1 protein-coding gene is annotated in these 995 nt (G+C 68.8%); it reads right to left on the bottom strand.

Features of this window, described 5'->3' with window-relative positions; all coding sequences use genetic code 11:
• Nucleotides 1–119: 119 nt before the first annotated feature.
• The coding region (locus P409_RS35160; protein WP_034849700.1) for a DUF2333 family protein at nucleotides 120–995 on the bottom strand (876 nt) is incomplete at its 5' end.

Raw genomic sequence — 995 nt, 5'->3', positions numbered from 1 at the left:
CCGCGAGGGGAGGGGGGAGTGTGGAAAGCCGCGCCGGTTCAGACAATCGAATTCCAAAAGGACCTCGCAAGCGGAGGGGCACGATCTTCCAAAGGCAACCCGACGCCAAGCCCGGCCCCTCAGTTCCGCAGCACGTTCGCCAGCTCGCGCATCTGGGTGCGGGCGCGCAGCAGGAAGAAACCCTGCACCGCCAGGTGGTTGGGCTGGAACATGGCGTCGGCGCGGCCGTTCATCACCACCAGCGGCCGCAGCTCCGCCGCCTCGCGCAGGTTGTCGACCATCTCGGCCCAGATCTTGGTCGCGCCGGACTGGGCGATCACGCCCTCGAAGTCGCGGCCCAAGGCGCGCAGCACCAGGAAATAGGCGTAGAGCCGCCCCTTGGTGGAATAGAAGATGTCGTCGGCCCGGGTGTCGATCAGCCAGCCGCGGCTCTGCTCGATATGGTCGGCGATCACCGAGGATTGCGAGCCGAGATCGGCGGCGAAGCGGTCGATCGTCTGCAGCAGGTTGTCGGCCCGCCGCTCGAATGGCGCGGTGCCGGCGGCGACCCGCTGGTTGTAGCTGCGCAGCGCCCGGGCGGCGGCCCGATACTGCGATTCCGACGACGCCGTCGGCGCCCAGGAGGTGCTGAGGTCGAAGAGCCAGATCGTGCCGGGATAGCGCAGCAGGCCGGTGGCGCGGTCGAGATCCGGGTCCATCTGGGAGGAGCCGCGCGACCGGCCGATCTGGTCGCCCATCTCGGCGGTGAAGCGCGACAGGGCGTAGATGATGCCCTGCTGGTAGTTCGGCATGTTGTCCAGCAGCCAGCCGGGCAGGAAGAACGGGTCGTTCGCGGTCCAGCGATGGGCGCCGCCGGTCTCGCGCTCGATCAGCGCAGCGGCGATCTCCACGGCCTGGCTGCCGCCCTGCACGGGCGTGGCCGCGGCGAAATCCGGGTCGTCGTCGACCGAATGCACGATGAAGGCGCCGACGGCCATGTACAGGACGAACAGCAC

The sequence above is a fragment of the Inquilinus limosus MP06 genome, from assembly GCF_000767795.1.
In the GTDB taxonomy this organism is placed as follows: domain Bacteria; phylum Pseudomonadota; class Alphaproteobacteria; order DSM-16000; family Inquilinaceae; genus Inquilinus; species Inquilinus limosus_E.
The sequence above is the reverse complement of the archived record's forward strand: the minus strand, read 5'-3'. Positions and strand labels throughout refer to the sequence as shown.